Annotated in this window: 20 protein-coding genes and 1 tRNA gene; 8 read left to right on the top strand and 13 right to left on the bottom strand. The window is 56.8% G+C overall.

Translation table 11 applies throughout. From position 1 onward, the window contains the following. Window positions 1–158: 158 nt before the first annotated feature. Window positions 159–242: transfer RNA gene (locus H9C73_RS15250), tRNA-Tyr, on the bottom strand. A 438-nt stretch (window positions 243–680) separates the two neighbouring features. Between H9C73_RS15250 and nrdA the strand changes: the two genes are divergently transcribed. The 3 genes from nrdA to yfaE all read left to right on the top strand — a co-directional run bounded on the left by nrdA (window position 681) and on the right by yfaE (window position 4,438). Next, the gene (nrdA, locus tag H9C73_RS15255; protein WP_209288765.1) at window positions 681–2,948 is read left to right on the top strand and encodes a class 1a ribonucleoside-diphosphate reductase subunit alpha; all 2,268 of its coding nucleotides are present in this window, start codon (window positions 681–683) and stop codon (window positions 2,946–2,948) included. 81 nt (window positions 2,949–3,029) lie between these two features. Further along, on the top strand, window positions 3,030–4,160 hold the full coding sequence (gene nrdB / locus H9C73_RS15260; protein ID WP_209288766.1) for a class Ia ribonucleoside-diphosphate reductase subunit beta: 1,131 nt from the start codon (window positions 3,030–3,032) through the stop codon (window positions 4,158–4,160). Window positions 4,161–4,171: 11 nt separating this feature from the next. Next, window positions 4,172–4,438, top strand: coding sequence for a class I ribonucleotide reductase maintenance protein YfaE (gene yfaE / locus H9C73_RS15265; protein WP_209288767.1), 267 nt, complete (start codon window positions 4,172–4,174; stop codon window positions 4,436–4,438). A 286-nt stretch (window positions 4,439–4,724) separates the two neighbouring features. Here yfaE and nth read toward each other — a convergent pair whose 3' ends face one another. The 11 genes from nth to cysD all read right to left on the bottom strand — a co-directional run bounded on the left by nth (window position 4,725) and on the right by cysD (window position 16,368). Further along, a complete protein-coding gene (gene nth, locus H9C73_RS15270; RefSeq protein WP_209288768.1) occupies window positions 4,725–5,360 on the bottom strand; it encodes an endonuclease III in 636 nt (211 codons plus the stop codon). Between the two features lie 36 nt (window positions 5,361–5,396). Next, window positions 5,397–6,374, bottom strand: a complete 978-nt coding sequence (locus tag H9C73_RS15275; RefSeq protein ID WP_236014325.1) for a GGDEF domain-containing protein — start codon at window positions 6,372–6,374, stop codon at window positions 5,397–5,399. Beyond that, window positions 6,371–7,405 (bottom strand): response regulator, encoded by a 1,035-nt coding sequence (locus tag H9C73_RS15280; protein WP_328797992.1) that lies wholly within the window; start codon window positions 7,403–7,405, stop codon window positions 6,371–6,373. Before H9C73_RS15280 ends, H9C73_RS15275 begins: the two co-directional genes overlap by 4 nt. Window positions 7,406–7,490: 85 nt before the next feature. Continuing rightward, window positions 7,491–8,195: an electron transport complex subunit E gene (locus H9C73_RS15285; RefSeq protein ID WP_209288769.1), complete on the bottom strand. Its 705-nt coding sequence runs from the start codon at window positions 8,193–8,195 to the stop codon at window positions 7,491–7,493. Beyond that, a complete protein-coding gene (gene rsxG, locus H9C73_RS15290; RefSeq protein ID WP_209288770.1) occupies window positions 8,192–8,848 on the bottom strand; it encodes an electron transport complex subunit RsxG in 657 nt (218 codons plus the stop codon). Before rsxG ends, H9C73_RS15285 begins: the two co-directional genes overlap by 4 nt. Further along, window positions 8,845–9,897, bottom strand: a complete 1,053-nt coding sequence (gene rsxD, locus H9C73_RS15295; protein ID WP_209288771.1) for an electron transport complex subunit RsxD — start codon at window positions 9,895–9,897, stop codon at window positions 8,845–8,847. The genes rsxG and rsxD overlap by 4 nt, the downstream gene beginning before the upstream one ends. 49 nt (window positions 9,898–9,946) lie before the next feature. Further along, the gene (gene rsxC / locus H9C73_RS15300; RefSeq protein WP_209288772.1) at window positions 9,947–12,271 is read right to left on the bottom strand and encodes an electron transport complex subunit RsxC; all 2,325 of its coding nucleotides are present in this window, start codon (window positions 12,269–12,271) and stop codon (window positions 9,947–9,949) included. Continuing rightward, window positions 12,271–12,870 carry an electron transport complex subunit RsxB gene (gene rsxB, locus H9C73_RS15305; protein WP_209288773.1) on the bottom strand — a complete coding sequence of 200 codons (600 nt, stop codon included), beginning with the start codon at window positions 12,868–12,870 and terminating at the stop codon, window positions 12,271–12,273. Before rsxB ends, rsxC begins: the two co-directional genes overlap by 1 nt. Before the next feature lie 13 nt (window positions 12,871–12,883). Further along, a complete protein-coding gene (gene rsxA, locus H9C73_RS15310; RefSeq protein ID WP_209288774.1) occupies window positions 12,884–13,465 on the bottom strand; it encodes an electron transport complex subunit RsxA in 582 nt (193 codons plus the stop codon). A 151-nt stretch (window positions 13,466–13,616) separates the two neighbouring features. Then, window positions 13,617–15,275: a sulfate adenylyltransferase subunit CysN gene (gene cysN, locus H9C73_RS15315; protein WP_209288775.1), complete on the bottom strand. Its 1,659-nt coding sequence runs from the start codon at window positions 15,273–15,275 to the stop codon at window positions 13,617–13,619. Between the two features lie 175 nt (window positions 15,276–15,450). Continuing rightward, a complete protein-coding gene (cysD, locus tag H9C73_RS15320; RefSeq protein WP_407944015.1) occupies window positions 15,451–16,368 on the bottom strand; it encodes a sulfate adenylyltransferase subunit CysD in 918 nt (305 codons plus the stop codon). A gap of 288 nt (window positions 16,369–16,656) precedes the next feature. Between cysD and H9C73_RS15325 the strand changes: the two genes are divergently transcribed. From H9C73_RS15325 to H9C73_RS15335, 3 genes are read left to right on the top strand one after another with little or no spacing between them, the layout of a single operon-like run. After that, on the top strand, window positions 16,657–18,315 hold the full coding sequence (locus tag H9C73_RS15325; protein WP_209288776.1) for a nitrite/sulfite reductase: 1,659 nt from the start codon (window positions 16,657–16,659) through the stop codon (window positions 18,313–18,315). Then, entirely contained in the window at window positions 18,299–18,775 is a 477-nt protein-coding gene (locus H9C73_RS15330) for a DUF934 domain-containing protein (RefSeq protein ID WP_209288777.1), read from the top strand. Before H9C73_RS15325 ends, H9C73_RS15330 begins: the two co-directional genes overlap by 17 nt. A 14-nt stretch (window positions 18,776–18,789) precedes the next feature. Further along, window positions 18,790–19,413 (top strand): phosphoadenosine phosphosulfate reductase domain-containing protein, encoded by a 624-nt coding sequence (locus H9C73_RS15335; protein ID WP_209288778.1) that lies wholly within the window; start codon window positions 18,790–18,792, stop codon window positions 19,411–19,413. A gap of 6 nt (window positions 19,414–19,419) precedes the next feature. Here the strand turns inward: H9C73_RS15335 and H9C73_RS15340 are convergent, their stop codons facing one another. Next, window positions 19,420–20,391 (bottom strand): integron integrase, encoded by a 972-nt coding sequence (locus H9C73_RS15340; protein WP_209288779.1) that lies wholly within the window; start codon window positions 20,389–20,391, stop codon window positions 19,420–19,422. Window positions 20,392–20,613: 222 nt separating this feature from the next. Here H9C73_RS15340 and H9C73_RS15345 point away from each other — a divergent pair, with 222 nt between their 5' ends. Continuing rightward, window positions 20,614–21,090: a hypothetical protein gene (locus tag H9C73_RS15345; protein ID WP_209288780.1), complete on the top strand. Its 477-nt coding sequence runs from the start codon at window positions 20,614–20,616 to the stop codon at window positions 21,088–21,090. A gap of 126 nt (window positions 21,091–21,216) precedes the next feature. Beyond that, a complete protein-coding gene (locus H9C73_RS15350) occupies window positions 21,217–21,702 on the top strand; it encodes a hypothetical protein (protein WP_209288781.1) in 486 nt (161 codons plus the stop codon). Window positions 21,703–21,774: the final 72 nt, after the last annotated feature.

Here is a 21,774-nt window from a genome sequence, read left to right on the forward strand (position 1 = left end):
GACACAAAAAAGCCCCGTCAGGTGACGAGGCTCTCCTGTATGAATTCGGTGGTGGTGGGAGGTGGATTCGAACCACCTTCGGCGGTTCTCATCCACGTCAGACTCCACAGACACAAAAAAGCCCCGTCAGGTGACGAGGCTCTCCTGTATGAATTCGGTGGTGGTGGGAGGTGGATTCGAACCACCGAAGCTTGCGCGTCAGATTTACAGTCTGATCCCTTTGGCCACTCGGGAACCCCACCAGCGGATGCGAATTCTAGAGTCCTGAGCGGGCTTTGTAAAGGGCTTGAGTCAGGAAAGAAACAGGCTTTTTTACTATGCAGTCTTTTCAATTTTTAGCGAATTTCGATGAAAAAAAATCGTATTTAAATTGGAATGGAAAAAGAGTCGCCAAGCCCTCATAATGCGCGCCTTTCAGCCCGATGGGGCAGGGCGGGATACACGTCCTAACTCAATAAATCAAGATTGAAATCCTCGAGCTAATATCTATATTTAGTGCCCTGTAGGCGCTGCTGTACTACATCTTGTGTTTTGTTATCAGGGTGACCGCAAGCGACCCCGCTCGCGTTTTGCATCATTTTGATGCAGTCCTGCACAAGGATGAGGCAGCCCCTCTATACAGGGATACGGCTTCGGGGAGGCCGGAAAAAAATCACTGACAGACTGGAAGAGCGTGCACAATGCAGCAAGATCTGATGGTTACCAAACGCGATGGTCGGCGTGAACTGATCGACCTTGAGAAGATCCATCGTGTCATAATCTGGGCCTCTGAAGGGCTTGAGAATGTTTCGGTATCCCAGGTCGAGCTCAGTGCTCACCTTCAGTTTTACGAAGGCATCAAAACCTCCGATATCCACGAAACGCTGATCAAGTCGGCTGCCGATCTGATCTCGGAAGATGCGCCCGACTATCAGTATCTGGCGGCGCGTCTGGCGGTGTTCCATCTGCGCAAGCGTGCGTTCAACGACTTTGAGCCGCCGCACCTGTATGACCATGTCGTGAACATGGTGGAGCAGAAGCGCTACGACCAGCACCTGCTGACCGACTACACACGCGAAGAGTTTGATGAACTCAACGCCTATCTGGACCACAGCCGCGACATGAACTTCAGCTACGCGGCCGTGAAGCAGCTGGAAGGCAAGTACCTGGTTCAGAACCGTGTTACCGGTGATATCTACGAAAGCCCGCAGCTGCTGTACATGCTAGTGGCTGCCTGCCTGTTCGCCAATTACCCGAGTGATACCCGTCTGAGTTACGTGAAGCGTTTCTATGACGCCACGTCCAAGTTCAAACTGTCGCTGCCGACGCCGATCATGGCCGGTGTGCGTACGCCCACCCGTCAGTTCAGCTCCTGCGTACTGATTGAAACCGGTGACAGCCTGGATTCCATCAACGCGACCGCTGCCGCGATCGTCAAATACGTATCTCAGCGCGCCGGTATCGGTATCAACGCCGGTGGTATTCGTGCAATCGGCAGCCCGATCCGCAACGGCGAAGCCTTCCACACCGGCTGTATTCCGTTCTACAAGCACTTCCAGACGGCGGTGAAGTCCTGTTCTCAGGGCGGCGTTCGCGGCGGTGCTGCGACCCTGTTCTACCCGATCTGGCATCTGGAAGTTGAATCCCTGCTGGTCCTGAAGAACAACCGCGGCGTTGAAGAGAACCGTGTGCGCCACATCGACTACGGCGTACAGATCAACAAGCTGATGTATCAGCGCCTGATCAAGGGCGAGAGCATTACGCTGTTCAGCCCGCACGAGGTGCCGGGTCTGTACGATGCCTTCTTCGCCGATCAGGATGAATTCGAGCGCCTGTACGTGAAATACGAGCAGGACGAGAGCATCCGCAAGAAGAGCATCAAGGCGGTCGAGCTGTTCGGTTTGATGATGTCGGAGCGTGCCTCCACCGGCCGTATCTACATTCAGAACGTGGACCACTGCAACACCCACAGCCCCTTCGATGCGCAGGTGGCACCGGTCAAGCAGTCCAACCTGTGTCTGGAAATTGCCCTGCCGACCAAGCCGCTGAACGACGTGAACGACCCGGAAGGCGAAATCGCACTCTGTACGCTTTCGGCGTTCAACCTGGGCGCGCTGGAGAATCTGGACGAGCTGGAAGAGCTGGCAGACCTGATTGTTCGTGCGCTGGACAGCCTGCTGGATTATCAGGACTACCCGATTCCGGCCGCGCGCAACGCGACCATGGCACGCCGTACGCTGGGTGTGGGTGTGACCAACTTTGCCTACTACCTGGCCAAGCATGGCGTTCGTTACTCCGATGGCAGTGCCAACGGTCTGGTGCACCGCACCTTTGAAGCCATTCAGTACTACCTGCTGAAGGCCTCCAACCAGCTGGCCAAGGAGTTCGGTGCCTGTCCGAAGTTTGATGAAACCACTTACGCCAAGGGTCTGCTGCCGATCGACACCTACAAGCGCGACGTGGACAGCTACTGCGAAGAGCCGCTGCACTACTTCTGGGAAACGCTGCGTGAAGATATTCGCGAGTTCGGTTTGCGCAACAGCACCCTGACGGCGCTGATGCCCTGTGAAACCTCGTCGCAGATCACCAACTCCACCAACGGTATCGAGCCGCCGCGAGGTTTCGTATCCGTGAAGGCGAGCAAGGACGGCATCATGAAGCAGGTAGTGCCTGACTACCTGGAGCTGAAGGATGACTACGAGCTGCTGTGGAACATCCCGAGCAACACCGGTTACCTGCAGCTGGTGGGTATCATGCAGAAGTTCGTCGATCAGTCGATTTCGGCCAACACCAACTACGACCCGGCCAAGTTTACCGGTGAGAAAGTACCGATGAAGCAGCTGCTCCAGGATCTGCTGACCGCGTACAAATACGGTGTTAAGACGCTGTACTACCACAACACCCGTGACGGTGCCGGCGCGTCCGACAAGGGCGACGACGGCTGTGAAGGCGGCGCCTGCAAGCTTTAAGGCTCCCCAGGGAGCAGACCCCTTTCAATCCCGGGCCATCCGGCCCGGGGCGTGGCACTGTTTTTTCAGGAAAAGGCATTCATGTCATATTCTACCTTCAGCCCCAGTAACCATGATGCAACCCGTGAGCCGATGTTCTTTGGACGTTCGGTTAACGTGGCGCGGTATGACAAGCAGAAGTACCCGATCTTCGAGAAGCTGATCGAGAAGCAGCTGTCGTTCTTCTGGCGTCCCGAGGAAGTTGATCTGACCAACGACCGCAAGGACTTCATGGGGATGCCGGATCATGAGAAGCACATTTTCCTGAGCAACCTGAAATATCAGACGCTGCTGGATTCCGTGCAGGGGCGCTCGCCGAACGTGGCCTTTTTGCCGGTGGTGTCCCTGCCCGAGCTGGAAACCTGGTTCGAGACCTGGGCGTTCAGTGAGACGATTCACAGCCGCTCCTATACGCACATTATCCGCAACATCATCACCGAGCCTTCGGAAGTGTTTGACCAGATCGTCACCAACCCGGAGATCATCAAGCGGGCCGAGGCGGTCACGCGGCTGTATGACGAATTCATCCAGCTGGTGAACGTGTATACCCTGCACGGCGAAGGCATTCATCGCGTCGATGGCGAAGCCTATGACGCAACGCTGTACAACCTGAAGAAGAAGCTTTACCTGACGCTGGTATCGGTCAACGTGCTGGAAGCGATCCGTTTCTACGTCAGCTTTGCCTGCTCGTTTGCGTTTGCGGAACGTGCCCTGATGGAAGGCAATGCCAAGATCATCAAGCTGATTGCGCGGGACGAAGCGCTGCATCTGACCGGCACCCAGCACATGCTGAACCTGATGGCGTCCGGTGCAGACGATCCCGACTTCAAGCAGATCGCAGTCGAGTGCGAAGAGCAGGTGTATGCCATCTTCCGTGAAGCGGCGCAGCAGGAGAAGGACTGGGCCGAGTACCTGTTCAGCGAAGGCTCCATGATTGGTCTGAACGCACGCATTCTGGGTGACTACGTTGAATACATCACCAATGTGCGCATGAAGGCGCTGGGGCTTGAAGAGATCTTCCCGGCCCGTCAGAACCCGCTGCCCTGGATGAACGGCTGGCTGGTCAGTGATAACGTTCAGGTCGCGCCTCAGGAAGCGGAGATCAGCTCCTATCTGGTCGGTCAGATCGACAATGACGTTGATAGCGGCGATTTCGACGGCTTTGATCTCTAACAGGAGTGCGCATGTCGGGCATACCACGGATCAAGGTCAACAACTATCACACCTTCTTCTACCAGTATGAGTTTTCGCTGCTGGATGCGCTGGAGTCACAGAATATTCCGGCGCCCTACAACTGCCGCGGAGGCTACTGTGGCTGTTGCAAGGCTCGGTTGCTCGATGGCGAAGTCGAGTATGTGCAGGACAGTCTGGTGGACCTGAAGGATGACGAAATCCTCACCTGTAGTTGCCGTCCGGTGACACATATTGAGGTCGAACTGACAGAAGACTGAATCGGATCAATAAACCCGTTTCTGCACGAAAAAAGCGCCTTGACAGGGCGCTTTTTTTTTGAATTGTGCACATGCTGGAGAGGGTGTGCGCAATTGCGGTGCATAACCCCTCCGAAAAAATTCTGTAAGACGGTTGCAATATGTAACTATATGTTTTTAATGGGTTTTAGTGGTGATTGAACAAAATTTTACCAATTCGCTGAAGGCCTCAATATAGCTGGGCTGGGGCGGCTATTCCCAATAGTATCCACTATTTTATCCACAGAAAATGTGAGTAACCAAAGGGTCAGAAATCGGTCTTTTCCCTGTACTCACACAGGTCTTCAATGAGACAGGAACCGCACCTTGGCTTGCGTGCCGTGCACACATAACGGCCATGCAGAATCAGCCAGTGATGAGCATCCACCAGAAAGGGTTTGGGGACGTGTCGGAGCAGTTTCTTCTCAACCTCCAGCACGGTTTTGCCCGGAGCAATACCGGTCCGATTGGAAACGCGGAAGATGTGCGTGTCGACAGCCATGGTCGGCTGACCGAAGGCTGTATTGAGCACCACGTTGGCCGTTTTGCGCCCGACGCCCGGCAGCTTTTCCAGCTCGGCACGCGTCTGCGGGACCTGGCTGTTATGCAGCTCAATCAGCATGCGACAGGTTTTGATGACGTTCTCGGCCTTGGTATTGAACAGGCCGATGGTCTTGATGTGCTCCTTAACGCCGTCAACGCCAAGGGCCAGCATGCTTTCGGGCGTGTTGGCGACGGGGAAGAGCTTGCGCGTGGCCTTGTTGACGCTCACGTCAGTCGCTTGCGCCGAGAGCAGTACGGCGATGAGTAGCTCGAAAGGGGAGCTGTATTCCAGCTCGGTCCTGGGGTCGGGGTTGTCCGCCTGAAGGCGGCTGAAGATCTGGTAACGCTTGTCGGCATTCATATCGCAGTCGTTCAATTCAGGAAACGAAAGCTGCGATTATTCCAGATCCTCGGCCAGGGTGGTACGGTTGCGGCCACTCTCTTTGGAGTGGTAGAGCGCGGCATCGGCCTGTCGCATCCAGTCCTCATGCGAGCGGTAGTCGTTGTTGGCCTCGGCGACACCGAGGCTGATGGTAAATTCAATGCGTGTGCCGGCGTGTTCAACCACCATCAGTTCAACGGCCTCGCGAACCCGCTCTGCGAAGACCAGTGCATCGCTGCTGCGCGTGTTGACCAGCAGTACCCCGAACTCCTCGCCGCCATAGCGGCCGGGAAGGTCTGTGCTGCGGGCGTGTGACTTGAGGGTGTTGGCCAGAACGCGTATTACTTCGTCACCGGCCTGGTGGCCATAGGTATCGTTGACCTTCTTGAAGTGGTCCACGTCCAGCATGACCAGGCTTGAGGGCTGCTGGGTGCGACAGAAGCGCTCAAATTCCTGCTCCAGGCAGCTTTCCCAGTGCCCGCGGTTGGCCAGCCCGCTCAAACGGTCGGTCCGGCTCAGGCGTCCCAGTTCCTCGTTGGCTTGGTGCAGGGCTTTCTGGCCCATGGCTGCCGCAGTCATGTCATACACCATGATCCCTACGTGCGTCACGGCACCGCTCGGCGAGGTGAGGGGGATCAGGGTCACGTTCTGGTACATGAAGTCAGCCAGACCGGTAATCGGATGGTAGGGCTTGAAATGGAACAGATAGGGTCGCTCTTCCCAGGTAATGAACGCCTGGCTGCGCAGCAGAAAAACGCTCTCCAGCTTGCGCTGGAACCAGCGTGCCGGAAAGCCGCTGAACAGTTCGCTCAGGCGTTTCCCCTGAGCAACGGAATCACGAATGCCCGAGTGGTTGGCCATGAAGCTGTTCCACAGGTGCACGCGATGATCGGCATCCAGTACGATCAGGCCAACATCCAGGTTTTGAAGCAATCCCAGCTGCCAGTGCAGCTCTTCCATGTTCAGCGCATGCTCAGGTGGGTTGATCATCATAAATGTCTCACAAGTTCATTCAGTGCGCTCAGAGAGTCTTCCGTGAACAGCATCATCAGGTCGCAATTGATCTCGTGTCCTTCAATACGATAGTTGATGTCGACGCTGAGCGCTTTCTGGCGGGCGCGGCTTTTGCCGGGCTGCTGCAGGTTGTCCTTGCGCAGGATCAGCGGTGACCCCTGAGTGAAACGCAGGTCAAGCTGGCAGCCGAGGCCGTTCAGGAAGGCACCGATCAGGACATTGGCAATATCCATCACCAGTTCACGCTCAACCTGTTCCGTTACCTGGCCTTCGTGGCTCAACAGGCGTGCAAGGGTATCGGCATTGCGGGCAGACAGGCTCAACAGTGCTTCGCCGGAAATACCGGGTGCGATAAAGCCCTGACACACCGTGGTCAGTGTATTGGCCTGAAAGGTTTGTTCCAGCGTGGCGTTCAGCTCACAGGCATCCACCACCTGTATGCGGGGAACCGGCAACTCGATAAAGGTATCCAGCAGCTGTGCCAGCAGATTGGCCGCTTCACCCATGGCGACATTGGACAGTTCCTGATAGCTGTCACGCAGTGCGATTGCTGCCTGAGCCGGCTCAGATTCATTGCCCAGCGCCTGAAAGGTTCCGTCAGGTGCTTCGGTAAAGGAGCTCGTGCTGGTGTGGTCCAGTGCTTCCAGCAGCCCGAATTGATGCAGGGTGCTGGAAAGCTTTTCCATATCGATCGGTTTGCGAATAAAGTCGAGGGCGCCCTGCTGCATGACGCGCTCGCGGGCCGAGGGCTGAATATCGCCGGAAACAACGACCGTCATGGTCGGGAGGTCGTGGCTGCGGATGCGGGCCAGTACCTCATATCCGTCCATCAGCGGCATGTTGAGATCCAGAAACAGCAGTTCACCCTTGCCGGCTCGAATCGCTTCGAGGGCTTCAAGGCCGTTTGCGGTTTCGGTGATTTTGACGTTCCATTGTGACAGCGCCCGTGCCATCTGGCGTCGGGCCAGACGAGAGTCGTCACAAATTACAACAGGTATCGGGGTGCCCACCTTGGCTCCTGCTCGTTGTTGTCCACGTTAAACAAGCAGACTAGCCCAAGTCGGCGTTCCGATACAATGACTTTAGTCTAATGCTTTAGCCGGTAACACGAACGCGCTTGCTGGGCGGCGGTTCGTCTGTTTTCGGCGCGGCTTTCTGCTTCTCTTCCAGACGCATGTCGATCACGTTTTTCAGAGCGATCATCAGGCCAAGCCCCACAAATGCACCGGGCGGAAGAATCGCAAACAGGAAGCCCTTGTAGTCACTGAAGATGACCACCTGCCAGTTGCGTGCCGCTTCGCCAAACAGCAGGTGCATGTTGGCGAATAGGGCACCGGTACCCAGCAGTTCCCGCATGCCGCCAAGCAGGATCAGCACGATGCTGAACCCAAGGCCCATCATCAGGCCGTCCACGACCGAGGCGCGAACCGGGTTTTTGACGGCAAAGGCATCCGCACGCCCCATGATGGCGCAGTTGGTCACGATCAGCGGGATGAAAATGCCGAGAATCAGGTACAGCTCGTAGGTCAGCGCCTGCATCAGCAGTTCGATTGCGGTCACGAATGACGCGATGATCATGACAAAAATCGGCAGCCGAACCGTTTCCGGCACCAGTTTGCGGAACAGGGAGACGGTCAGGTTGGAGCTGACCAGTACCAGCGTGCTGGCAAGTCCCAGCCCCATGGCATTGACCACGGAGGCGGTTACGGCCAGCAGCGGGCACAGGCCCAGCAGCTGAACCAGTGCCGGGTTGTTGTGCCAGAGGCCGTCCAATGAAATTTTGCGATAGTCGACACTCATTCTGTTACTCCTGCAGCGCTGGGCTGGGTTGTCTCGGTGACAGGCGTGAGCAGGTAATCCCGGTGGGCACGAAAATACTCAATGGCGCGTGCGGTGGCCCCGACAATGGCACGCGGCGTGATGGTGGCGCCGGTAAACTGGTCAAAGCGACCGCCATCTTTTTCGACCGCCCAGCTTTCGTCGCGTCCGACCGCCTTCTCGGCACCGTCAAAACTCAGAATCCAGTCGGATTTGTTCAGTTCCACTTTATCACCAAGCCCCGGAGTTTCCTTGTGACTGAGTACCCTGACGCCTGCGAGGGAGCTGTCAGCATTGATGCCCACCAGCATTTCGATATCACCACTGTAGCCATCCGGTGCGACCACCGGCATCAGTACGGTTTTCACTTCACCGTCCTGAATCGCCTGATAAAGGCGTGCCTCGCCATCAACACCCAGCTCGGGCGCCGACATGCTCAGGGTGTGGTCCAGCAGGTCCGGATCGCGTTCACGCGGCACAATTTCGTAGAGCGCACGGGCCTGATAGGCCTCCTTGTTCGACTGAATGGCGTCGCGGGTGGCAAGCTGGGTCAGGGCGATAACCGCTGAGGTCACAATCGCAAAAATCCCGATTGCCAGCGCGTTGTTGCGGATGGCCTGAATGATTTCGTTCATGCGTTGCCTCCACGTCCCTTGTTGGCGCGCGTGTGCCCGTAGCTGCGTGGCTGGGTGTACAGATCGATAAACGGAGCGGCCAGGTTCATCAGCAGAACGGCAAAGGCAAACCCGTCCGGGTAGTTGCCCCAGGTGCGGATGATGAACACCAGCAGGCCGATGCCGGCACCGAACACCAGACGGCCACGGTTACTGGTGGCGCTGGAGACAGGGTCGGTGATGATGAAGAAGGCCGCCAGCATGGTCGCACCGGTGGTCATGTGAAACAGCGGGTCGGCGTAGTTGTCCGGGTCATAGCCGAAGAACATGCTGGAGAGCAGGGCAAGCGTTGCCAGCATGGCGATAGGTGCGTGCCAGGTGATCACCTTGCGGTAGAGCAGGAAGATGCCTCCCATCAGCCAGGCCGCACTCACGGCATGCCAGGCACCGATGCCTTCTGCCAGAACGGCAGACTGGCGCCAGACCTCCTCGGTAGTCAGGCCGCCTCGGTGGCGCAGCTCATCCAGCGGGGTAGCGCCGGTAAACTGGTCGTAAAAGGCGGGTTCGACGCTGCCGAAAATGGCACCCAGAGTATCCATGAATGAGGCAACGGAGGCGCCATCGATCAGTACGAAGGGGGCATTCCAGCGTGTCATTTCGACCGGGAAGGAGATCAGTAGCAGGGCGTAGGCAACCATCGCGGGATTGAAGGGGTTCTGCCCCAGACCGCCATAGAGGTGCTTGGCAATGACGATCGCCACGAATACCCCGACGCCGGTCAGCCACCAGGGGGCCAGCGGAGGCAGGGAGACAGCGATCAGTGCGGCGGTGACCACTGCACTGAAGTCGCCGAGATAAAAGCCCAGCGGGCGCTTGCGCAGCTTGAGCATGGCCGCTTCAAACCCGAGCGCCAGCAGGCTGGCCCAGACGATCTGGATCAAGGTGCCCCAGCCAAAGAAAACAGTCATGGCCAGCACGCCCGGCAGCATCGCCAGCGTCACCAGTCGCATGACGTTAGCGGTGCTGTTGGCCTTGTAGACGTGTGGCGAACTCATACGGATCAGCGACATCGTGTATTCGATCCTGTAGCAAATGGGTTAAGCAACGGCCCGCAAACGGTCAGGCCGTTTCGTGCTGCTTAAGGGTTTCGTTCAGTTCTTCGGCCTTGCGGCGTGCGGCTGCAAGCTCGGACTCCAGTGACGCACGGGCTTCGGCTTCTTCAGTCTTGTCCAGCGAACGCTCGAGCTTGGTCACGGCAGCCCGTGCCATGGCGGCATCAACCTTGAGTTTCTTCAGGTCGACGCCCTGAGCAGCGGCCTTGTCGAGTTGTGCCTGTTCGGCTGCCTTGAAGGCACGGTCGGCTTCTGCGTGGCGCTGGCGCAAGGTTTCCAGTGCCTGCTCGGCCTGAGCGCGTTCTTCGCCTTCAAGATCGGCCAGCGCCGCTTCCGACTTCTTCAGCTTGGTACGCATGATCGATACCTGCTGCTTGAGCGCCTTCAGGTCCACAGGTGCCGCTTCTGAAGCCTCAGAGCCGGCACTGTCCTGTGTGTTGGCACCGGAAGCCTGCTGGTAGGCCTTGTCCGCCTCGTCGGCACGTGTTTCCAGTTCCTGTACCGTAGCACGCAGCTTGTCGAGTCCGTCGAGACCTTTGGTCTCAGCGTTCTTGAGCGCATCGCGCGCCTTTTTCAGCTTGGTGCGCGCCACGGCGGCGGCGGTCTTGAGCTGTTTGATATCGGGGCCGTCATTGCCGGCTGGCGCGGCGCTGCCGCTTTGGGCCTTGTCCAGATCAGCCTGCGCCTTGTCAGCACTGGTCTGGGCCGAGGCAAGCGCGGCTTCCAAAGCGCTCAGGTCGCCTTCGCCGCTTTCACGGGCGGCATCCAGCGCTTTTTGTGCTTTTTTCAGTTTGGTGCGCGCCACGGCCGCGGCAGTCTTGAGGGCGTTCAGATCCAGTTCCGGTGAGCCGGAAGCGCTGGCCTCGGGAGCCTTGCGGGCTTTCTGAGCCTTGGCGGCTTCTTCAGCGCGGGCCTTGCGGCGTGCCTCTTTCTCGGCTTTCTCACGCTCCAGTCGTGCCTGGCGCGCTTCAAAGCGCTGGCGTGCGTGGTCGGCCTTGCGCTGCTCCGCTTCCTCGGTACGGATTTCGGATTTGGCGAAGCGGTAATACTGTACCAGCGGAATGCTGCTGGGGCAGACATAGGCGCAGGCACCACACTCGATGCAGTCAAACAGGTTGTGGTGTTTGGCCTTGTCGAATTCGCGTCCCTTGGCAAACCAGTACAGCTGCTGTGGCAGCAGTTCGGCCGGGCATACCTGCTCGCACATGCCGCAGCGTATGCAGGGTTGTTCGGGCGCCGCCGGGGGCATCTCCTCACGGCTGGCTGCGATAATGCAGTTGGTGGTCTTGATCACCGGAATCTGGTCGTGCTCCACCGTGACCCCCATCATGGGGCCGCCCATGACCAGCCGGTACAGGCGGTCTTCGTAAAGGTTGGCCGCGTCCAGCAGGTCTGCGAAGGGGGTGCCGATCAGGGCTTCAAAGTTCTGCGGGCGCGCCACGGCATCACCGGTTACGGTGACAACGCGGGAAATCAGCGGCTCTCCAAAGTGCACTGCCCGGTATACCGCCGACATGGTGCCCACGTTCTGGCACACAATGCCGATATCGGCCGGGATCTTGCCGCTGGGCACTTCGATATCGGTCAGCAGCTTGATCAGCTGACGCTCACCGCCGGAAGGGTACTTGGTTGGCACCACCTGAATATCGATATTCAGCTCACAGCCCTTGAGTGCCTTCTCAAGGGTGTGAATGGCGTGCGCCTTGTTGTCCTCAATCCCGATGATCACGTGGCTGGGCTTGATCAGGTGATGCAGTATGCGGATGCCGCCAATGATCTGGTCGGCACGCTCGCGCATCAGCATGTCGTCAGCCGTGATGTAGGGCTCACACTCGGCCGCATTGATGATCAGGGTGTTGACGATGTGGTCATCACCCAGATGCAGTTTTACGTCGGTGGGGAAACCGGCGCCACCCATGCCCGCAATACCGCACTGGCGGATATGCTCGATCAGATCGTCGCGCTCCATGGCGGCATAATCTTCAATGCCCTGGTGTTCAACCCAGCGATCCTCACCGTCGGACTCGATGCAGATGCAGTCGGAGTCCAGACCGGAGGCATGAGGCACAGGGTGCGGGCCAATGGACAGCACACGCCCCGAGGTGGGGGCATGCAGGGCGGCGCTGATACGGCCGACCGGCTCGGCAATGAGCTGGCCCTTGAGCACGGTCTGACCCACTTCGACTATCGGGCTGGCGGCCATGCCGATGTGCTGTTGCAGCGGCACATAGAGGCGCTTGGGCAGCGGCAGTTGTCCAATGGGCTCGCGGGTTGACTGCTTTTTGTTCTCGGGCGGGTGAATGCCGCCGTGGAATGCGAATACCTTACCCATCAGACGGCCTCCTGCTGCTGTGCCTGTCCCCGGCCCAGATCCGTCGCAATCAGGCTGGGAGATTCGGCCGGTGAAGGCCACTTCCAGTTGGCAATGGTGGTTTCGACCGGAATCATGTCGATGCAATCAACCGGGCAGGGCTCGACACAGAGGTCACACCCGGTGCATTCATCCGTAATGACGGTGTGCATCTGCTTGGCGGCCCCCAGAATGGCGTCCACCGGGCAGGCCTGAATGCACTTGGTGCAGCCAATGCACTCGTCCTCGCGGATAAAGGCGACCATCTTGGGTTTTTCTTCGCCGTGTTCGGAGTCCAGCGGAACGGCCTCCACATCGAGCAGATCGGCCAGCGCTTCGATGGTGTTCTGTCCGCCGGGCGGACACTTGTTGATGGCGTCGCCGTTGGCAATCGCTTCAGCGTAGGGACGGCAGCCCGGGTAGCCGCACTGGCCGCACTGGGTTTGCGGCAGCAGGGCGTCGATCTGGTCAACAATGGGGTTGCCTTCGACACGAAAGCGCACCGAGGCATAGCCCAGGATGATGCCGAACACCACCGCGAGGCCAAATAGAATCAGTATTGCTGTGATAACTGTGGTCATTGTCTACTCCGCCTCAGAACTGAACGAGGCCGGCAAAGCCCATGAACGCCAATGACATCAGACCTGCCGTGACCATCCCGATCGCGGCACCGCGGAACGGCACGGGTACATCCGCCACGGCAATACGTTCACGGATGGCGGAAAAGAGTACCAGCGCCAGTGAAAAGCCCACGGCGGCACCAAAGCCGTATGCGATCGACTCCACGAAACCGTTCTGCTTTTTGATATTCAGCAGGGCGACACCCAGCACCGCACAGTTGGTCGTGATCAGCGGCAGGAAAATCCCCAGCAGCTTGTACAGCAGCGGACTGGTCTTGTGGACCACCATTTCGGTGAACTGAACCACCACGGCAATGACCAGGATGAAGGCGATCGTCTGCAGGTATTCCAGCCCGAAAGGCGCCAGCAGGGTGGAGTACACCAGATAGCTGCAGACAGACGAAAGCGTGAGCACGAAGGTAGTGGCCAGTGACATGCCCATGGCGGTTTCCAGCTTGTTGGACACGCCCATAAACGGACATAGCCCCAAGAACTGGACCAGAACGAAGTTGTTCACCAGAACGGTGCTGATCAGGATGAGCAGAAAATCAGTCATAGCCCCTGTCGTTGCCTTGGCCCCGCAAACCCTGCAGGGCAGTATTAGATACTGCTGAATTTTACCGGATTTATAACCTCAGGGTATAGAGCGGCCATTGATGCCGGGCAAGCCCAAGGTGAGGCCGGCGTGAGTGCCGGCCTCAATCACGTTAAATCAGATCGGCCTGTCTGATCTTGACCAGCAGTTCCTGCACCTGTTCCGCAGGCGTGCCGCTGAGGGAAGACAGGTCGATGCTCAGGTCTGCTGCAGCAGTATCGACATCGGTCAGCAGCAAGAGGCCGGCGGCCTTGAGTGACTCGGCCTGTTCCAGCTGGCCTTCACGCAGCACGATGGGCATGCGGCCCTGAGCGAACAGCTGCTGTTCCAGGGTGTACAGCAGTGTATCGGCGGTTGTGGAATCGGCACCGCTGAGGCTGACCAGTGCGGCCTGTTGGCCAAAGCGGCGTGCACGCGCTTCGGTGGTCAGTGCCGACGTGTTGTGCAGTTCGATAGAGCCCGCGTCAGCGTCCTGTCCGATTACCATGCCGGCAGCCACAGTCGCGTTGGTCAAACGGTCCACGATAATGAAGGAGCCGGTGCCCTTGTGACGCTTGTAGTCGTCCGCTACGACCGGTGTTTCCAGCTGGATCTCGACCTGAGCGATTTCGTTCAGGCCCAGTGAAGCCGTGGGGGACTGCTGCAGCGTGTTCACATCGATGGCGTGATGGATCGCACTGACGCGACCGGGGGTGCGGGTGGTCGACAGTTTGATCTCGTAGTTGCGTCCGGCCTGCAGTGGCTGCTCGGACATCCAGACCAGGTGAGCATTGAAGCGGTTATGGCTCTCCGGCACCTGATGGCTGTGAACCAGAATGTCACCGCGAGAGATGTCGATCTCGTCTTCCAGCGTCAGTGTCACCGACATGGGAGCGAAGGCTTCAGCCAGTTCACCGTCAAAGGTGACAATGGATTTCACCTTGCTGGACTTGCCGGAGGGCAGCACGGTGACTTCATCGCCCGGGCGCACCACACCTGAACTCAGGGTGCCGCAGTAGCCACGGAAGTTGAGGTTCGGGCGGTTCACGTACTGCACCGGGAAGCGCAGCTCATCAAAGTTGGCATCACCGGCAATCTCGACGTTTTCCAGCGTTTCCATCAGAGACTCGCCGGTATACCAGGGCATGTTCTCGGACGGGTTCACCACGTTGTCGCCCTTCAGTGCCGAGATGGGCGCGAAATGGATGTCCTTCAGACCCAGACCCTTGGCGAACTCAAGGTAGTCCTGCTTGATCTCTTCAAAACGGCCTTCGCTGTAGTCCACCAGGTCCATCTTGTTGACGGCGACCAGGGTATGCTTGATGCCCAGCAGCGATACGATGAAGCTATGGCGGCGTGTCTGTACCTGAACGCCATGACGGGCGTCGATCAGGATGATCGCCAGATCACAGGTGGAGGCGCCGGTGGCCATGTTGCGGGTGTACTGCTCGTGTCCCGGGGTGTCGGCGATGATGAACTTGCGCTTGGAGGTGGAGAAATAGCGGTAGGCCACATCGATGGTGATGCCCTGTTCACGCTCGGCCTGCAGACCGTCAACCAGCAGGGCCAGATCCACTTCTTCACCGGTGGTGCCGACTTTTTTGCTGTCGTTCTGGATCGCGGCCAGCTGATCTTCATAGATCATTTTTGAGTCGTGCAGCAGACGGCCGATCAGGGTGGATTTGCCGTCATCCACGCTGCCGCAGGTCAGGAAGCGCAGCAGCTCCTTGTTTTCGTGCTGGTCCAGGTAGGCATCGATGTCGGTGGCGATCAGGTCGGATTGGTGTGACATTGTTATCTCTTCCCGTGTTCTGTCTGTATGTGGAAGCTGCTGTGGCCCGTTTTCCCGGGAGGGCTCAGTGGGAGGCTGTTGCGGGCGCGCACTCAGTGCGCGCAAACCCGATACATCTCTACCACTTCGCTCACCGCCTGAGCTTCCGCATTATCAAAATGTGTTCAGCTGCAGATCAGAAGTAACCTTCCATCTTTTTCTGTTCCATGGACCCGGCGCTGTCGTGGTCAATGGCGCGGCCCTGACGTTCCGACGTGGTGGTCAGCAGCATCTCCTGAATGATCTCAGGCAGGGTGTCGGCCTGTGACTCCACGGCACCGGTCAGGGGGTAACAGCCCAGCGTGCGGAAGCGGATCGGCTTCATCATCGGTACTTCGCCATCGGCCAGCGGCAGGCGCTCGTCATCCACCATGATCAGCATGCCGTCACGTTCAACGACCGGACGAACGGCAGAGAAATACAGCGGAACAATCGGAATCTGCTCCAGGTGGATGTACTGCCAGATATCCAGCTCGGTCCAGTTGGAGAGCGGGAAGACACGGATACTTTCACCCTTGTCGACGCGGGTGTTGTACGTGTTCCAGAGCTCCGGGCGCTGGTTTTTCGGATCCCAGCGGTGGTGCTTGTCACGGAAGGAGAACACACGCTCCTTGGCGCGAGATTTCTCTTCGTCACGACGCGCGCCGCCAAAGGCCGCGTCGAACTGATACTTGTCCAGCGCCTGTTTCAGGCTCTGGGTTTTCATAACATCGGTGTGCTTGGCAGAGCCGTGCGAAAACGGACCGATGCCCATGTCCACGCCTTCCTGATTGATGTGCACGATCAGGTCCATGCCGGCTTCTTCAGCCATGCGGTCACGGAACTGGATCATCTCCTTGAACTTCCAGGTGGTGTCCACGTGCAGCAGCGGGAAGGGCGGCTTGCCCGGGTAAAAGGCCTTGCGGGCAAGGTGCAGCATGACGGAAGAGTCCTTGCCAATGGAGTAGAGCATGACCGGATTATCGAACTCGGCAGCCACCTCGCGGATGATGTGAATGCTTTCAGCTTCGAGCTGCTTCAAATGGGTCAGGCGGTGTTCCGGCAACTGATTCATCGTATGACTCTTTCGGTTGATTAACGCACGGGAGCCCATGTGGGGCTCATAACTGGAGGGCATTATGTCTAAGTGTTAATAAAATAAAAAAGAATAAATGCGAATTTTTATATGTCATAAGTGAATATGAACAGTGCTCAACGCATGCAGCCCTCGGGTGAGGGCGTGAATGCGTGCTTTATTCATATAAGAGATAACAAAATTATCAATTAGTATTTTACGTTATAAAAGGGGCTGGGTACTATGGCCGCCAGTTTCAATGACGCTCAATTATAAGGTTGACCTGACATGTACCAGTACACCGAAGTGGACCAGAAGCTGGTCGACGAACGGGTGGCGCAGTATCGCGACCAGACCCGTCGTTACCTGGCCGGCGAGCTGCCCGATGAGGAGTTCCGTGCCCTGCGCCTGATGAATGGCCTTTACATCCAGCGCCAGGCGCCGATGCTGCGCGTCGCGATTCCCTACGGTTTGATGTCATCGACCCAGCTGCGCAAGATGGCCCATATCGCCCGTACCTATGACAAGGGCTATGGCCACTTCACCACGCGTACCAACATCCAGTACAACTGGCCCAAGCTGGAAGAAGTGCCGGACATTCTGGCGGAACTGGCCGAAGTGCAGATGCACGCCATCCAGACCTCCGGCAACTGTATCCGCAACACCACCACCGACCCCTATGCCGGTGTGATTGCCAGCGAGCTGGAAGACCCGCGCCCCTGGTGTGAAATCATCCGCCAGTGGTCCACCCTGCACCCTGAATTTGCATACCTGCCGCGCAAGTTCAAGATCGCGGTCACCGGTGGCCCCGAAGACCGTGCGGCCTCTCAGGTTCACGATATTGGCCTGCATCTGGTGCAGAATGAAGCCGGTGAAGTCGGCTTTGAAGTGCTGGTTGGCGGTGGCCTGGGCCGTACGCCGGTCATCGGCAAGCAGATTCGTCCGTTCCTGGAACCGCAGGACCTGCTGTCCTATCTGGAAGCGATTCTGCGCGTTTACAACCTGAACGGTCGTCGTGACAACAAGTACAAGGCGCGTATCAAGATCCTGGTTAACGCCATGGGCATTGATGCCTTCCGCGAGCAGGTGGAAGCCGAGTGGGCTGAAATTCGCGAGTCTGATCTGCGCCTCTCGCAGGATGAAATCGATCAGGTGAAGGCCCAGTTTGCGCCGCCGACCTACGATATCAGTGCAGTCGATCACGATATCGAAGCGGATCTGGCGGCCAACGATGATTTCCGCGTCTGGTATGAGCGCAACACCGTCGAGCATAAAGTCGAAGGCTACCGGATTGTCGTGGTGTCGCTGAAGCCGCACCTGCAGGCGCCGGGCGATATTACCGATATCCAGATGGAAGCCGTTGCTGATCTGGCGGATCGTTTCTCCTTTGGCGAGATCCGTGCCACACACCACCAGAACCTGGTGCTGGCGGATGTGAAGCAGGCCGACCTGCTGGACGTGTGGAAGATTCTGAACGCCAACAACCTGGCACGCCCGAACATCGGTACGCTGACCGACATGATCGTCTGCCCCGGGTTTGATTTCTGTGGTCTGGCCAACGCCCACACCCTGAACATTGCCGACCAGATCAACGAAAAGTTCGAGAACGTGGACTACCTGCACGACATTGGTGAAGTGCGCCTGAACATGTCCGGCTGCATCAACGCCTGTGCTCACCACCACGTGGGTCATATCGGTATCCTCGGCGTCGATAAGAAAGGCGAGGACTGGTACCAGTTCACGCTGGGCGGCTCATCCGAAGCGGATGCATCGCTGGGCAAGGTGCTGGGCAAGGCTATCCCGGCAGATGAAGTCGCCAACACCATCGAAAAGATTTTGCTGACCTACATTGACCAGCGCGACTCCGAAGCGGAAAGCTTCCTGGAAGTAGTACGTCGCGTCGGAGTTGAGCCCTTCAAGGAGGCCGTTTATGCCGCTGATCATTAATCGCACCCCGGTCACTGAAGACAAGTGGACGCTGGTGTCCGAGGAACAGTCCATCCCGGCAGATGGCGCCATTATTCTGCCGCTGGCGCAGTGGCTGGAAAACCGCGAAGCTCTGGCGGGTCGAGAAGTTGGCGTGCTGGTGCACGGTGATGACGATCTGGACCAGGTGCTGGCACTGAACGGAAAGGTGGAGTTGATCGCGGTGGCGTTCCCGGCCTTTACCGACGGGCGTGGCTTCAGTATCGCGCGCCTGTTGCGCCGTGCCGGCTACAAGGGCCAGCTGCGGGCGCTGGGTGATGTGACCCGTGACCGTTTGGCATACCTTGAGCGCTGCGGGTTTGATGCCCTGCAGGTGCCTGAAGACCGCTACACACCCGAAGTGCTGAACGCCTTTGACGAAGTGAGTGTGCGCTATCAGGGTGGTGCATCGGTTACCCGCCCGGCCTATCCGCAAAGCTGACAAGGAGAACAGGAATGAGCATCGATCTGGCAGCTGCCAACGCGGCACTGGAAGGAAAAACACCGCAGGAAATCATCGCCTGGGCCATCGCCAACAGCGAAAAGCCACTGGTGACGACCAATTTCCGTCCCTACGAGTCGGTGATTCTGCACATGGCGGTGCAGGCCAAACCGGACATCAAGGTACTCTGGGTGGATTCGGGCTACAACACCTCGGCGACCTACCGCTTCGCGGAAAAGCTGATTCAGGACCTTAACCTGAACATCGTCACCTACATCCCCGAGATGAGCGCAGCCCGCCGTAACGTGCTGATGGGCGGCATCCCGGACGTGAACGATCCGCAGCATGAAGAGTTTACCCGCCAGGTAAAGCTGGAACCGTTCCAGCGCGCACTGGGCGAACTCAAGCCGGACCTCTGGCTGAACGCCATCCGCAAGGATCAGACCGAGTTCCGCCAGTCACTGGATATCGTGTCTGCCAGCAAGGACGGAATCATCAAGGTGGCACCGCTGTTCAACTGGACCGAAGCGGATATGGACGCCTATCTGGCCGAGCATCATCTGCCCAACGAACACGACTACTTCGACCCCACCAAGGCGATCGAAACCCGTGAATGCGGGCTGCACACGCAATTGTAAGGCAGCCTACCCCGACAGGGTGCTGAATGGGCTTCTAACGCCCTGGGCACCCTGTTTCAACACATGCGTATAGATCTCGGTTGTCTTTACATCGGCGTGGCCGAGCTGCTGCTGTACCGTCCGTATATCCACTCCCGACTGCAGCAAGTGCGTTGCGAATGAATGCCGCAAGGTATGACATGACACCGGCTTTCTAATGTCGGCGTCTCGCGCCGCTTTTCTTATCCGTTTGTTCAGGTTACTCTCATCGTAATGGTGCCGGCGCAGGAGTTTGCTGGCAGGGTCAATACTCAGGCGAGATGCAGGGAAGAGATAATGCCAGCCAGACTCAAAAGGCGCATTGGGATACTTGCGAGCAAGTGCACCGGGCAGCCAAACGCCCGCATAACCTTCGCACATCAAATCCTGCTTGAGATAATTCTCTACCCGCTCAAGCTGCTTGCTCAGCAGTGGCAACAGTTCCTCCGCCAGCGTCACCAGCCGGTGTTTACCCCCCTTGCCGTTAATCACCCGAATTTGCCTGTAGTTGAAATCAACATCCTGGACTCTCAGGCGCACCAACTCAATGCGTCGCAATCCCGAGCCGTACAGCATGGCGGCCATCAGATAGTGGACACCTGTCAGCTGACTGAGCAGAGCGGCCACTTCCTTATGGGTCAGCACAACGGGCAGCTTACGCGGTTTGCGGGATGGGCTGAATCGAGACAGGTCGCCCACCGTTTGACCCAGAAACTTTGTCTTGAGAAACACGATCGCGTTCAGCGCCAGAGCCTGAGTACCGCCAGATACATTACGCTCAACGGCAAGAAAGGTCAGAAAGCGGATGATGTCTTCATCATGCAACTGAGTTGGATGGCGTTTGTCGCTGTACACAATGAAGTACTTGATCCAGTACAGATACGACTTGATTGTGCGATGGCTGTAACGCTGGACACGCATGAAGTCCTCAACGGACTTGAGAAAGGGAGATCCTGACATGTACCACACCTCATCCATGAAATGTATACAGATGGTTATACCCGCCGGATGGCGTGATGTCGAGATAAGTACCTTTTTATTCGGTTGCCGAAGTTCTAAGCCTTTGTATTTCAATGAGTTGCTGAGCGATGGCCGGAATTAAAAGGTATACCCGATAATAATTATTATGAGGTCGGAGACCTCATTAACAGACTGTTAGATTTACAAACAAGGAGTATAGTCGTGAGAAAATCAGGAATTATCTTGGTGGCAGCAGTTGTCTTTTCTAGTGGTTGCGCTACTCATAAGGCGGCCCCGAAAGCAAAAATAGAAAGGCAAAATGTATATCAAGTTCCTTTCGAAAAGGCATGGAATATTTCCGTAGACTTTTTTGCCGAAAACGGTATCAACCTAGATAAAATTGAAAAAGACTCGGGACTGCTAACAGCGCAAAATGGTTCAGTAGGCTTAGGGTCCTACCTTAACTGTGGCGAGGCTGGCGGGCTAGGAAGCAGGTTTGAAGATGTAAATTCACGATTAAATGTCCTTGTGCGTAAGGTTGATGATGAAACGTCAAAAATATCGGTAAATCTCAATGCTAATGCGTACGTTGTACGTAGAAACCTGTATGGCCACGCTTTAGAAAGAATTTCGGTTCGCTGCGAATCAACAGGCCAACTAGAGAATGATATGCATGCATATTTCCAGTCTAAGATTTAAAACCTAACAAGGCCGTCAACGATAAGCCCAGCTGCGCTGGGCTCGGACCTTCGCTGCTGCGCAGCTTCGGCCCGTTACAGCGGCGTTATACGTCTTCACGCGCTGAGACGAGGGAGTTAAGAATTAATGTCTGGCTATGAAAATGAGTACGAAGAGTTTTTATTTCATAGAATCAATGATTCAGATCTATTGACTGGATTCGTTGTCGGGCATTTAGTTATTGAACATCTTCTGGAAGAGATTGTTTTAAGTTACGACAGTAAGCTAAGAGAGCATTTTCTGTCACTGACTCATAGTAGAAAGATCTCTTTTATAAATTCGTTAGGGCTAGTTCCAGATGGGGTCGCGAGTTGCCTGCAAAGCATAAATAAGATGAGAAACAAGTTTGCTCATCAGTTGGGCTATGAGCCAAATAAAGGCGAATTGTTAAACCTAATCACCAAATGCAGAGAAAATTTTGATGACTTAACTGATGGTCTCGTACAGCTGCATGGTGCTCTAACAGATACAAATGACCTCCTTGAGGCGCAAGAGAAACATGGGGTTGGCCTGGCGGATTTGTTTATCCAGGTGGTCTACGATTTAGAGAGTTATGCTAATAAAGAGGTATAACAAGTGACTGTGGTGTCCAGCATAAATAATCAGGCTGTTTTATGACGCCAAAGCTCTTCGTTTTTGAGCATG

Source organism: Marinobacterium alkalitolerans (assembly GCF_017776525.1).
Lineage (GTDB): Bacteria > Pseudomonadota > Gammaproteobacteria > Pseudomonadales > Balneatricaceae > Marinobacterium > Marinobacterium alkalitolerans.